Below are 13,555 nucleotides of genomic sequence, written 5' to 3' on the forward strand. Positions count from 1 at the left end.
CGGCCCGCCGCTTCGACCCGCTCACCTGCACTCTCTGGGGGATCTCCACATGAACACGCCGTCTTCCCGCGCGGACCGGATAGCCGCCCTTCCCGACCGGCTGCGGGAGGCGCTCGCCGAGCGCCTCTCCGGCCGGGCCGAGGCCGCCCCCGCGGCCGCCGCCCGGCCGCTGGTCCCCGCCGTCCCGCGCGGGGACGGACTGCCGCTGTCCTTCGGACAGCAGCGCCTGTGGTTCCTGGAGGACTTCGAGCCGGAGAGCGCCGACTACCACTCGGCGCTGCCCCTGCGGATCACCGGCGAGTTGCACGCCGGTGCCCTCCGCGCGGCGGTCGCAGACCTGGTGGCACGCCACGAGTCCCTGCGCACGACCTTCGAGACGCGGGACGGGCGGGGCGTCCAGGTCGTCCACGCGGAGCGGGCCCCCGGCTGGTCGGCGGCCGACGCCGACGGCGAGGAGGCGGCGCGGGAGCTCGTACGGGCGGAGATGGCCCGACCGTACGACCTCGCGCGCGGCCCCCTGGTGCGGGTCCTGCTCGTACGGCTCGCCGCGGACGAGCACGTGTTCGTCCTGGGCATGCACCACATCGTGACGGACGGCTGGTCCATGGGGGTCGTCGCCCGCGAACTGGGCGAGCTCTACGCGGCGCGGGTCCAGGGACGCCCGGCGGACCTTCCCGGACCCGCCGTGCAGTACCCGGACTTCGCCGTGTGGCAGCGCGGTCGCCTGGAGGACGGCGGCCTGCTGGAGGAGCAGCTCGGCTGGTGGCGGAAGCATCTTGACGGCATCACCCCGCTGGAGCTTCCCACCGACCGGCCCCGGCCCGCCGTGCGCTCGTCCGCCGGCGCCGTCCACGCCTTCGAACTGCCGCGGGAGACCGTCGAGGGCCTGACCGGGCTGGCCCGCGAACGCGGCGCCACCCCCTTCATGGTCCTCACGGCAGCCGTCAAGGCCGTCCTCGCCGGATGGTCGGGACGGCAGGACATCGCGGTCGGCACCTCGTCCGCGGCGCGGAGCCACCGCGAGCTGGAACAGCTCGTCGGTTTCGTGGTCAACACCGTCGTCCTGCGGACACAGGTCGAGCCCGACCTGTCCTTCGCCCAGCTGCTCCAGCGCGTCAAGGACACCGTCCTCGACGCGTTCGCTCACGAGGACATCCCCTTCGACAAGATCGTCGAAGCCGTCCAGCCCGAACGCGACCCCAGCCGCACCGCACTCGTCCAGGCCATGGTCGTCCTGCAGAACACCCCTTCCGACGCCCTGCAGTTGACCGGCGCGCGAACCTCCGCCTACCCGCTCGAGCGCGACGCCTCCCTCTTCGACGTCACCTTCGAGTTCGAGGAACACGACGGCGTCCTCGCCGGCCTGATCGAATACAGCACCGACCTGTTCGACGAGGACACCGTCGCCCGCATGGCCGACGCCCTGCGCGTCCTGCTCGACGCGGCGCTCGCCGACCCCGACAGTCCCGTGTCCGCACTGCCTCTCCTGCCTTCGGAGGAGCGCCGGCGGATCGTGACCGACTGGAACGCGACCGCGCTCCCCGCGGGCGACGGCGCGCTCGTCCACGAGCGCCTCGCCGCGCAGGCGGCCCTCACGCCCGACGCGGTCGCCGTCATCGCCGACGACGCCACCTTGACCCACCGTGAGCTGGACGAGCGCGCCAACCGCCTCGCCCGTCACCTGATCTCCCTGGGGGCGGGCCCGGGCTCCCTCGTCGGCCTCGGCGTCGAACGGGGCACCGCCATGGCCGTCGGCCTGCTCGGCATCCTCAAGTCGGGCGCCGCGTACGTACCGCTCGACCCGGCCTTCCCCGCCGACCGCATCGCCTTCATGCTCGAACAGTCCGGCGCACGGCTGGTCGTCACCCGGTCCGCCGTCCGCGACCGGATGCCCTCCGGCGACGTCCGCCTCGTGGACCTGGACGCGGAAGCGGACCTCATCGCGGGCCTGCCGGCCGAGGCCCCGAGGACCGCAGTCACCGCGCAGGACCTCGCCTACGTCATCTACACCTCGGGCTCCACCGGCAACCCCAAGGGCGTCGCGGTCGAGCACCGCAACGTACGGCACATCTGCGCCGCGTGGGACGAGCGCTACGGGCTCGCCGAGCTGAAACTGCGCTTCCTGTCCGTCTCCAGCCTCTCCGTCGACCTGTTCTTCGCCGACCTCATCCGGTCCCTGCCCTTCGGCGGCGCCCTGGTCATCGCCTCGAAGGACGTGACCACCGAACCGGCCGCCCTGCTCGACCTCGTCGCGGAGACCGGCGCGACCGGCCTGGAGATCGTTCCGTCGCTGCTCAACGCCGTCCTCCGGGAGGTCGAGCGACGCGGTGAGGGCTTCCCGCCGCTGCGGCTGATCTCCGTCGGCTCCGAGGGCTGGCGGGTCGAGGACTGCCGCGACCTGCTGCGCCAGATCCGGCACGACGCCGTGGTCGTCAACGCGTACGGCGGAACGGAGGCCACCGTCGACTCGACCGTCTTCGTACCCACCGAAGCCGCCCTGCACGGCCGCACCTACGTGCCGATCGGCCGCCCCCTGCCCGACACCCGGGTGTACGTCCTGGACGCCCGGATGAACGCCGTCCCGGTCGGCGTCCCCGGCGAGATCTGGATCGGCGGCGAGGGCGTCGGGCGCGGCTACCACGGCCGCGACGACCTCACCGCCGAGCGGTTCCGCCCCAGCCCCTTCGTCGCCGGTGACCGCCTCTACCGGACCGGCGACCGGGCCCGCCTGCTCGCCTCCGGAGACCTGGAGTTCCTCGGGCGCGCCGACGACCAGGTGAAGATCCGCGGCTTCCGCATCGAACTGGCCGAGGTCGAATCCGCCCTCCTCACCCACCCGGACGTGCGGGACGCCGTGGTGCTGGCCCGGCAGGAGGACTCCGGCCGGCGGCGGCTGGTGGCGTACGTGGTCACCGAGACGACCCCCGCGGCAGCCGGCGAAGGCACCGGCGAAGGCACCGGCGCGGCCGGCGATGCCGTGCCCGACACCGCCGGACTGCGCGGTCACCTGAGCGGGATGCTGCCGGACTACATGGTCCCGGCGGTGTTCGTCGCCCTCGACCGGCTGCCCCTGACGCCGAACGGCAAGCTCGACCGGCGCGCCCTGCCGGAACCGGACGCCCGGGCCGGACGGCTCGGCACCGAGTACACGGCGCCGCGCGACGCCACCGAGGAGATCCTGGCCGCCGTCTGGGCGGAGGTCCTGGGCGTCGAACGGGTCGGCGTGCACGACAACATCTTCGACCTGGGCGGGGACTCCATCCTGTCCATCCAGGTCGTCTCGCGCGCCCGCCAGGCGGGCCTGCAGCTCACCTCGAAGCAGCTCTTCCTGCACCAGACCATCGCCGCCCTCTCCACCGTGGTCACCGCCGTCGGCCGGCCCGTCCGCACCGAACCCGCGACGGTCGCCGGCCGCGCCGAACTGACGCCCATCCAGGCCTGGTTCCTCGCCGAGCACACCGTCGACCCGGACCACTACGCGATGTCCGTCCAGGTCGAGCTGGCACCGGACACGGACAGCGGCCTGCTGGAGCGGGCCTTCGAGGCGGTCACCGACCACCACGACGCCCTGCGCATGCGGTACACCCGCAGCGGCGCCGACTGGGTTCAGGAGTACGGAGACCGGCCCGCGGGAGCCTTCTCCGTACAGGACCTGACGGACACCGCGGACACCGACGCCGCCCTCCACGCGGCAGCCCTCGATGCCCAGCGGTCCCTGGACCTCGCGAGCGGCACCCTGGTCAAGGGCGTCTTCCTCCGGCCGGCCGCCGGAGCCGCCCCCCGCCTCTTCCTCGCCGTCCACCACATCGTCATGGACGGGGTGTCGTGGCGGGTGGTGCTGGAGGACCTGGCGACCGCCTACGGCCAGCTCCGGGCCGGGCGCCCCGTCGACCTGGGGCCCAAGTCGAGCAGCTACCAGGAATGGTCGCAGCGGCTCGCCGAGCACGTCCGCTCCGGCGGCTTCGACCACGAGATCGACCACTGGCGGGCCGTCGACCCGAACAACGCCCCGGCCCTGCCCGTCGACCACCCGGCCGGCGAGAACACCACCGCGCACGAGCGGACCGTCGAGGTCCGGCTCGGCCGCGCCGACACCAGGGCCCTCCTCCAGCAGGTCCCGTCCGTCTACCGCACCCAGATCAACGACGTCCTGGTCAGCGCCCTGGGCCGTACCCTCGCCGAGTGGAGCGGCTCCCACCGCCTCGTCGTCGGCCTGGAGGGCCACGGCCGCGAGGAGCTCTTCGACGACGTCGACCTCTCCCGTACCGTCGGCTGGTTCACCACCCACTTCCCCGTCGCCCTCGACCTGCCGGACGGCGGCGCCTGGGACGAGACCGTCAAGTCCGTCAAGGAGCAGCTCCGGGCCGTCCCGACCCGCGGCCTGGCGTACGACGCCCTGCGCTTCCTCTCACCCCCGGGAACGCCGGGGCACGCACTGCGCACCGACCGGCTGCCGCAGATCAGCTTCAACTACCTCGGTCAGTGGGACGGCACCACCAGCGACAGCGGCCTGATCCGCGACCGCCTCGGTGCGCTGGGCCTCGACCACGCCGAGGACGAGCCCCGCCCGTACCTCCTCGACGTCGTCGGCATGGTCGAAGACGGGAGCCTCGGCTTCACCTGGATCTTCTCCGGCGAGCTCTTCGCCACCGCGACGGTGGAGCGCCTCGCCGACGGGTTCGTGGCCGCGCTGCGTTCCCTGATCGCGCACTGCCTGCTCCCGGAGAGCGGTGGGGCCACCCCGTCGGACTTCCCGCTCGCGGGGCTGGACCAGGCGGCCGTCGACCGCATCGCCGGTGACGGGCGGGCGGTGGAGGACGTGTACCCGCTCACGCCCATGCAGAGCGGCATGCTCTTCCACACCCTCGCCGAACCGGACTCCGGAGCCTACTTCGAGCAGATGAGCTTCGTCCTCGACGGAGTGCGCGACCCGGACCTGCTGGAACGCGCCTGGCAGCACGTGAGCGACCACCTGGAGATCCTGCGCGCCGCCGTCCTGTGGGAGCAGGTCGACCGGCCCCTGCTCGTCGTCCACCGCCGCACCGCCCTGCCCGTCGTCCACCTGGACTGGCGCGGGCTGTCCGCGGAGGCCCGGGCGGCGGAGCTGGAGCGGTACCTGGCCGAGGACCGGGCCCGCGGCATCGACCTGTCGGCGGCGCCGCTGGTCCGGCTCGCCCTGGTACGGCTGTCGGACACGTCGGTACGGGTCGTGCGGACCTCCCACCACGTCCTGCTCGACGGCTGGAGCACCTTCCAGATGCTCGACGAGCTCGCCACCGCCTACCGGGCCCTCGCGGCCGGCGGGACGCCCGTACTGCCCGCCCGGCGCCCGTTCAGCGCGTACGTGGAGTGGCTCGGGCGCCAGGACCTCACCCAGGCCGAGCAGTACTGGCGCGGCCTGCTGGGCGGGGTGACGGAGCCGACGTCGCTGCCCTTCGACCGCCGTCCGGCCGAGACCCACCGCGCGCAGTCCTCCGAACGGCTGGTGACCTGGCTGAGCGCCGAAGCCTCCGATCGGCTGTACGCCTTCGCCCGGGCCCACCGGCTGACGGTGAACGCCGTCGTCCAGGGCGCGTGGGCCCTCCTGCTGTCGCGCTACTCCGGCGAGCGGGACGTCGTGTTCGGCGCCACGGTCTCCGGCCGTCCCGCCGATCTGCCCGGAGCCGACGCGATGGTCGGCATGCTCATCAACACCCTGCCGGTGCACATCGGGATCGACGGGGAGCTGCCCGTGGCCGCCTGGCTGGCCGGGGTGCAGCAGGCGCAGGTGGAGGCACGGCAGTACGAGTACGTACCGCTGCCGCAGATCCAGGGCTGGAGCGGGATCGAGCGCGGCACCAACCTGTTCGAAAGCCTCGTGGCCTTCGAGAACTTCCCCGCGGACGGAGCCCGCGACACCGACGGGGACGCCGACGCGGTGCGGCTGCACGGCCTGGAGGGCGCCGACGTCACCAACTTCCCGCTGAACCTGGTGGCCTACGCCGGGGACGCGCTGGCGTACGCACTCGCCTACGACCCCGAGCTGTTCGACGCCACCACCATCGAGCGCATGGCCGGCCACCTCGGCGCACTGCTCGACGGCATGGCGAGCGATCCGGACCGGTCCGTCTCCTCGGTCCCGATGCTGGGGGCGGGGGAGTTCGAGCGGGTGGTGCACGAGTGGAACGCGACGGGTGGTGTGGGTGTCGCGGAGGGGACGGTGCACGGGTTGGTTGCGAAGCGTGCGGTGGTGTCGCCGGGTGCGGTGGCGGTGTCGTTCGAGGGTGTGTCGTTGACGTACGGGGAGTTGGAGGAGCGGGCGAACGTGCTGGCTCGTCGGTTGGTGTCTTCGGGTGCCGGTCGGGGTGGGTTGGTGGCGTTGTCGGTGGAGCGTGGTCTGGACATGGTGGTGGGGCTGCTGGGGATCATGAAGTCGGGTGCGGCGTATGTGCCGTTGGATCCGGCGTATCCGGTGGACCGGTTGGCGTACATGCTGGAGGACAGTGGTGCGGGCCTGCTCGTCACGCACCGCGGGCTGCACAAGATGTTCCCCGCCTTGGACGGGGTCGTCGTGGTGGACCTCGACGACGAGGCGCAGACCGGTGCCGACACCCCTTCGGCATCGGCGCCCGAGACGGGTGTGACGGCTTCCGATCTCGCGTATGTGATCTATACGTCGGGTTCGACGGGGCGTCCGAAGGGTGTGGCGGTCGAGCACCGGACGGTGTTGCATCTGCTGGCGAACTGCCGGCCGTTGTTCGGGTTCGGTGCGGACGACGTGTGGACGGTGTTCCATTCGTATGCGTTCGACTTCTCGGTGTGGGAGCTGTGGGGTGCGCTGATCACCGGTGGCCGTGCCGTCGTCGTGCCCCATGACACCGCCCGCAGTCCGGAAGCGATGTGGCGCCTGCTCCGCGACGAGCGGGTGACGGTGTTCAACCAGACGCCTTCGATGTTCCGCGAGTTGGTGGGTACCGCGGCGGAGACCGCGGCGGATCCGTTGCCCGCCCTGCGCTGGGTGATCTTCGGTGGTGAGGCGTTGGAGCCGAAGCACGTGTTGACGTGGTTCGAGCGGTTCGGTGCCGGTGGGGTGCGGTTGGTGAACATGTACGGGATCACGGAGACGACCGTGCATGTGACGTATCAGGAGATCGGTGCGGAGCACGTGGCGCGGGGTGGCCGGCTTCCGGCGGGTCGTCCGCTGCCGGGGTATCGGGTGTTGTTGCTGGACGAGCACGGGGTTCCGGTGCCGGTGGGTGTGGCGGGTGAGATTCATGTGGCCGGTGGTGGTGTGGCGCGTGGCTATCTGCATCGTCCGGAGCTGACGTTGGAGCGGTTCCCGGTGGATCCGTTCGGGGCTGCGGGGGAGCGGATGTACCGCTCGGGTGATGTGGCGCGGTGGCTTGCGGACGGGACGCTGGAGTATCTGGGGCGTGCGGATGATCAGGTGAAGATCCGGGGGTTCCGGATCGAGCTGGGTGAGATCGAGACGGTGCTGGTGGGGCACGGGGCGGTCCGGGAGACGGTGGTCGTGGCCCATCAGGGTGTCGAGGGGCATCGGCGTCTGGTGGCGTATGTGGTCTTCGACGGTGAGGTGTCGACGGGTGAGCTGCGGGCGCATCTGGGGCGGAGTCTGCCGGATTACATGGTTCCGGCGGTGTTCGTGTCGTTGGAGCGGCTGCCGTTGACGCCGAGCGGGAAGGTCGACCGGCGGTCCCTGCCGGCTCCCGAGGTGCAGGCCGAGCAGCTCGGGAGTGTGTACGTCGCTCCGCGGGACGCCACGGAGGAGGCCCTCGCCGCGGTGTGGGCGGAGGTCCTGGGAGTCGAAAGGGTCGGCGTCCACGACAACTTCTTCGACCTCGGCGGCGACTCCATCCTCTCCATCCAGGTCATCTCACGCGCCCGTCGGGCCCTGGGCGTCGGCCTGTCCCCGCGCCTCCTCTTCGAAGCCCCGACCGTCGCCGAGCTGGCGGCCGCCGCCCTCCCGCAGGAGCCGGCGGCGAGCCGCACGATCCCGCCGGCCCCGCGCGACGGCCTGCTGCCGATGTCGTTCGGCCAGCAGCGCCTCTGGTTCCTGGAGGACTTCAACGAGGGCAGTACCGAGTACCACTCCGCAGCGGGCCTGCGCCTGACGGGCCGGCTCGACCCGGGCGCACTGCGCGCCGCGCTCGGTGTTCTGGTCGCACGGCACGAGTCCCTGCGGACGACGTTCGACGTGGTCGGCGACCGCGGCGTCCAGATCGTCCACCCGGTTCTCGAACCGCAGTGGCGGACGGCCGAGGCGGCGGACGAGGACCAGTTGCGCCGACTGGCGCAGGAGGAACTGGCCCGCCCGTACGACCTGCGCAACGGCCCGCTCATGCGTGCACTGCTGATACGCCTGACGGACGACGAGCACGTGTGCGTCCTCGGAATGCACCACATCGTGACGGACGGATGGTCCATGGGCATCGCGGCCCGGGAGCTCAGCGAGCTGTACGCGGCCCGCACGGCGGGCCGCGCCCCCGAACTGCCGGACGTCCCCGTGCAGTACGCGGACTTCGCCGTCTGGCAGCGCGAGCGGCTGGAGGACGGCGGCCTGCTGGAGGAGCAGCTCGGCTGGTGGCGCGAGCGCCTGGCGGGCATCGCCCCGCTCGAACTCCCCACGGACCGGCCCCGTCCGGCAGTGCGCTCCTCCAGGGGAGCCGTCCACGGCTTCGACCTGCCGCCGGCCGTGCTGGACGGGCTCAAGGGACTGGCGCACGAGCGGGGCGCGTCCCTCTTCATGGCGCTCACCGCAGCCGTCAAGACGGTCTTCGCGCGCTACACCGGGCAGCAGGACATCGCCGTCGGCACCGCCTCGGCGGGCCGTGCGCACGGTGACCTGGCGCAGCTCGTCGGCTTCCTCGTCAACACGGTCGTCCTGCGTTCGCACGTCGAGCCGGGGATGACCTTCGGCGCCCTGCTGGCCCAGGTGAAGGAGACGGTCCTCGAAGCACTCGCCCACGAGGAGGTGCCGTACGAACGCCTGGTGGAGGCACTGCAACCCGAGCGCGACACCAGCCGTACGCCGCTGATCCAGGCGATGGTCGTGCTCCAGAACGCGCCGGGCATGCAGCCGGACCTGGGCGGGGTGCGGGTCGAGGACTATCCGATGGAGCGGGACACCGCGCTGTTCGACCTCACCATCGAGTTCGAGGAGCACGCGGGCGGCCTCCGCGCGCTGGTCGAGTACAGCAGTGATCTCTTCGACGCGTCGACGATCGCACGCTTCGGCGAGCACCTGGAAGTGCTCCTGCGCGGGGTGGTGGCCGATCCGGACCAGGCCGTATCGGCCCTTCCCCTGCTGGGGGCGGGGGAGTTCGAGCGGGTGGTGCACGAGTGGAACGCGACGGGTGGTGTGGGTGTCGCGGAGGGGACGGTGCACGGGTTGGTTGCGGAGCGTGCGGTGGTGTCGCCGGGTGCGGTGGCGGTGTCGTTCGAGGGTGTGTCGTTGACGTACGGGGAGCTGGAGGAGCGGGCGAACGTGCTGGCTCGTCGGTTGGTGTCTTCGGGTGCCGGTCGGGGTGGGTTGGTGGCGTTGTCGGTGGAGCGTGGCCTGGACATGGTGGTGGGGCTGCTGGGGATCATGAAGTCGGGTGCGGCGTATGTGCCGTTGGATCCGGCGTATCCGGTGGACCGGTTGGCGTACATGCTGGAGGACAGTGGTGCGGGCCTGCTCGTCACGCACCGCGGGCTGGACGCGCTGCTGCCTGCCCTGCACGGGGTCACCGTGGTGGACCTCGACGAGGTCGCGCTCGACGGCGGCGAGGGTCGCACGTCGCCGCCCGAGACGGGTGTGACGGGCTCTGATCTCGCGTATGTGATCTATACGTCGGGTTCGACGGGGCGTCCGAAGGGTGTGGCGGTCGAGCACCGGACGGTGTTGCATCTGCTGGCGAACTGCCGGCCGTTGTTCGGGTTCGGTGCGGACGACGTGTGGACGGTGTTCCATTCGTATGCGTTCGACTTCTCGGTGTGGGAGCTGTGGGGTGCGCTGATCACCGGTGGCCGTGCCGTCGTCGTGCCCCATGACACCGCCCGCAGTCCGGAAGCGATGTGGCAGTTGCTGGCCGAGGAACGGGTGACGGTGTTCAACCAGACCCCGTCGATGTTCCGCGAACTCATCGGTCAGGCAGCACAGTCGGACGCCCCGGGGCTCCCCGAACTCCGCTGGGTGATCTTCGGTGGTGAGGCGTTGGAGCCGAAGCACGTGTTGACGTGGTTCGAGCGGTTCGGTGCCGGTGGGGTGCGGTTGGTGAACATGTACGGGATCACGGAGACGACCGTGCATGTGACGTATCAGGAGATCGGTGCGGAGCACGTGGCGCGGGGTGGCCGGCTTCCGGCGGGTCGTCCGCTGCCGGGGTATCGGGTGTTGTTGCTGGACGAGCACGGGGTTCCGGTGCCGGTGGGTGTGGCGGGTGAGATTCATGTGGCCGGTGGTGGTGTGGCGCGTGGCTATCTGCATCGTCCGGAGCTGACGTTGGAGCGGTTCCCGGTGGATCCGTTCGGGGCTGCGGGGGAGCGGATGTACCGCTCGGGTGATGTGGCGAGGTGGCTTGCGGACGGGACGCTGGAGTATCTGGGGCGTGCGGATGATCAGGTGAAGATCCGGGGGTTCCGGATCGAGCTGGGTGAGATCGAGACGGTGCTGGTGGGGCACGGGGCGGTCCGGGAGACGGTGGTCGTGGCCCATCAGGGTGCCGAGGGGCACCGGCGTCTGGTGGCGTATGTGGTCTTCGACGGTGAGGTGTCGACGGGTGAGCTGCGGGCGCATCTGGGGCGGAGTCTGCCGGATTACATGGTTCCGGCGGTGTTCGTGTCGTTGGAGCGGCTGCCGTTGACGCCGAGCGGGAAGGTCGACCGGCGGTCCCTGCCGGCTCCCGAGGTGCAGGCCGAGCAGCTCGGGAGTGTGTACGTCGCTCCGCGGGACGCCACGGAGGAGGCCCTCGCCGCGGTGTGGGCGGAGGTCCTGGGAGTCGAAAGGGTCGGCGTCCACGACAACTTCTTCGACCTCGGCGGCGACTCCATCCTCTCCATCCAGGTCATCTCACGCGCCCGCCAGGCAGGTCTGCAACTCACCTCCAAGCTGCTGTTCGTCCACCAGAGCGTCGCGGAACTGGCGGTCTTCGTCGCGCATTCCGACCCCGCCGCGACCGCGGCCGCGAGCCGGCCGGCCGAAGTGTCCGGAGACGTGGAACTGACGCCCGTCCAGCACTGGTTCTTCGAGACGCACACGGCGAACCCGCGCCAGTACGCGATGTCCGTGCACGTGTCGTTGGACCCCGGGACCGAGCCCGCCCTGCTGGAGCAGGCGCTCGGCGCGGTCACCGGTCATCACGACGCCCTGCGCATGCGGTACTCCCGCGACGGGTCCGGCACCTGGAACCAGGCCTACGGAGACGGCTCCGGCGACCTGCTCGCCGTGCGCGACCTGACCGGCGCCGACGACCTCGAAGCAGCGCTGCACGACGCGGCGCTGGAGGCGCAGCACGCGTTGGACCCGGAGACCGGGGTCCTGCTGAGGGGTGCCTTCCTCCACATGCCCGACGGCGCCGCCCCCAGGCTGTTCCTGGCCGTGCATCACCTGGTGATGGACGGGGTGTCGTGGCGGGTGGTGCTGGAGGATCTGGCGACGGCGTACGGTCAGCTGGCGCGGGGGCTCGCGGTGGATCTGGGGTCCAAGTCGAGCAGCTACCAGGAGTGGTCGCGGCGGCTCGCCGAGCACGTGCGCTCCGGCGCCCTCGACCACGAGACCGCCTACTGGCGCAAGGCTTCCGCGGCCGCAGACATCCCGTGCGACGGCACCGGCCCGGCATCCGGCACGTACGGCGACCTCGCGGTCGAGTCGGCCGGCCTGGGCCGGGCGGAGACGGAGGCGCTGCTGCAGCGGGTGCCGGCCGCGTACCGCACGCAGATCAACGACGTGCTGCTGGCGGCGCTGGGCCGGGTCCTCGGCGACTGGGCCGGGGCACCGGTCACGATCGCCCTCGAAGGCCACGGCCGCGAGGAGCTCTTCGACGACCTGGACCTCTCCCGCACCGTCGGCTGGTTCACCACCATCCACCCCGTCACCCTGGCCGTACCCGAAGGCGACTGGGGCCCCGCCCTCAAGGCCGTCAAGAGGGCCCTGCGCAAGGTCCCCGGCCGTGGCCTGGGGTACGGCGCACTGCGGCACCTGTCCGTACCGGGCAGCCCGGCCCACACCGCCCTGGCGGGTGCGCCGGCACCGCGCATCAGCTTCAACTACCTGGGCCAGTGGGGCGCGGCCGCGAACGAGACCGGACTGATCCGGGACCGCTTCGACGGCCTCGGCGCCGACCAGGCCCCCGAACAGCCCCGCCCGCACCTCATCGACATCGTGGCCGCCGTCAGCGACGGCGAACTGCACGTCGACTGGCTGTACTCACCCACCACCCACACGTCCGCCACCGTCCGCCGGCTCGCGGAGGAGTACCTGACCGCACTGCGGCAGATCGCCGCCTCCGCCGACAACGGCAGCTGACCGACAAGAGAGATGTTCCCGTGGCCCGTTACGTACTGAACGACGAAGAGAAGAACGACACAGCGGCGATCGCCGACGCCTTCCTGGCCGCACATCCGGTCTGGGAACCGATGGAGTACGCGGATCTGATCCGTGTCGAGGCCGAGCGGCTCCCGGTCGGCGTCCGGCAGTTCCTCGTCACCTCCCGCGCCGCGGAGGAAGCGGTGATCGCGCTCGCGAACCTGCCCGTGGACGAGAACCTGGTCCCCACACCGTCCGACTGGCAGGTCGCGGAGAAGGAGGGCGCCGCGATCCGCGAGGAGCTGGTCCTGCTCCTGGTCGCCTCGGTGCTCGGCGACCCGTTCGCCTGGTCCAACCAGCAGAACGGCCGCCTGGTGCACGACGTCTGCCCCGCCAAGGGACAGGAGAACTCGCTCACCAGCGCCAGCAGCCGCCAGCAGCTGACCCTGCACACCGAGGACGTCTTCCACGCCTGCCGGGGCGACTACGTGGCCCTGATGTGCCTGCGCAATCCGGACGGGGTGGGCACCACGGTCACCACGGTGGACTCGGTGGAGTTCGCCGAGCCGCTGCGCGAGGTGCTCCACCAGGAACGCTTCCGCTTCTTCCCGGACGACTCGCACGCCGTGGTACCGCTGCACACCGCGGAGCACCCGTCCGCCCTCGAGGAGCGCCCGCACGAAGTGGCGTCGGTGCTCTTCGGACCGCAGGACGCCCCGTACCTGCGGATCGACGCGGACTTCACCAGCCCGGTGCCCGGGGACGTGGAAGCGGAGCAGGCCATGCTGGAGGCGGCCGCACGCCTGGCCGAGGCCGCCGAGCGCGTCGTCCTCAGCCCCGGCGAGGCCGCGTTCATCGACAACTACCGGGTCATCCACGGAAGGGACACCTTCACCCCGCGCTACGACGGCACGGACCGCTGGCTCAAGCGCACGAGCATGGTGCGTGACCTGCGCCGCACGTTCGTGCACACGAAGTCCCGCTCTCGGCTGATCGCCTGATGCCGGGCGGCACACCCGGGGGACCGGGCGTCGTGGCCGCAGGACCGGG

Annotated in this window: 2 protein-coding genes; both read left to right on the top strand. The window is 71.5% G+C overall.

Translation table 11 applies throughout. The features are described from left to right. The first annotated feature begins 49 nt into the window (after positions 1–49). Complete coding sequence (locus tag ACZ6S8_RS24690; RefSeq protein ID WP_469459128.1) at positions 50–12,505, top strand: amino acid adenylation domain-containing protein; 12,456 nt, start codon at positions 50–52, stop codon at positions 12,503–12,505. Between the two features lie 20 nt (positions 12,506–12,525). Next, positions 12,526–13,506: a TauD/TfdA family dioxygenase gene (locus ACZ6S8_RS24695; RefSeq protein ID WP_469459130.1), complete on the top strand. Its 981-nt coding sequence runs from the start codon at positions 12,526–12,528 to the stop codon at positions 13,504–13,506. The last annotated feature ends 49 nt before the right edge of the window (positions 13,507–13,555 follow it).

Source organism: Streptomyces sp. NPDC048461 (genome assembly GCF_055587105.1).

What these genes read in the sequence shown, in the direction of transcription:
- ACZ6S8_RS24690 (WP_469459128.1), top strand. Translation starts at nt 50, where the DNA reads ATGAACACGCCGTCTTCCCGCGCGGACCGGATAGCCGCCCTTCCCGAC.